Consider the following 912-nt stretch of genomic DNA (forward strand, 5'->3'; position numbering starts at 1 on the left):
GATTGCTTGGTTAATGTCTCGTTTAAAAACCTGGGTAGGTAAAGAAACTAAATCCATGGCTCTGGTGGCGGATGGTTATCATAGTCAACTCGATGTATTTTCTTCAATTGCGGTCTTGCTTTCATTGATAGGTACAATGATAGGTATCTACCTCGATGAGATTGTCGCAGTGATTATTGCTGTGATGGTTACGATAGCCGGCCTTGAGCTTTTGATTTCGGGTATTAAGAGTTTGCTTACCGGTGCAGAGCTGAAGCAAGTATCGTTGATGGATAAACTGATGGATATGCCGTCGGTTCAGCACCTCCAGCATCATTCTAAACAGCTTAGAAAACCTGCAAACCTGGCGATATTTGCTGCATTGCTGGGCACTGCTTATTTACTCAGTGGCTTTCGTATCGTACCTCACGGGCACGTTGCTTATGGCCACCTCCTGCATCATTTTGATAATGAGCACTTGTCTCCAGGTTTATACTATAAGGCTCCTTGGCCGCTTGGAGGGCTAGTCATTCTTCAAGACAGTAATATCTTGAGTGTTGATACCGATAGTGCCCGTAAGAATATAGAGCAAGAAAGTTCTGTTGCCAGCGGTCTGTGGCAAAACAAAATTGATGGAAAAAGTCCTCAGGTGAAAGGCGAAGGAGAGTTCTTCCTAAGCCGTGATGAAAACCTGGTCGATATTAATCTAAAGCTGCACTTCTCGCTGGAACCTTACCATCAGTTGTTGCTCGATCCGGCAGTTCAAAAGGATATTCTTGGCGGCTATGCAGAATCTGCTTTGCTTACGCTTGCGGCAGAGAACGAGTACCTGACTTTACTTAATGGGCCGAGAAAGCCTTTAGAGAGTCGACTAAATAAGCTGATACGTGAAGACCTATCTGCTTCCGGTTTGGAACTTCGTTACATTCGCTC

The 912-nt window shown here is 44.7% G+C and carries 1 protein-coding gene; it reads left to right on the forward strand.

All coding sequences use genetic code 11. From position 1 onward, the window contains the following. Nucleotides 1-13: 13 nt before the first annotated feature. On the forward strand, nt 14-912 hold an 899-nt coding region (locus tag A3757_RS01155), incomplete at its 3' end, for a cation transporter (protein WP_197469629.1).

Source organism: Oleiphilus sp. HI0117 (assembly GCF_001635235.1).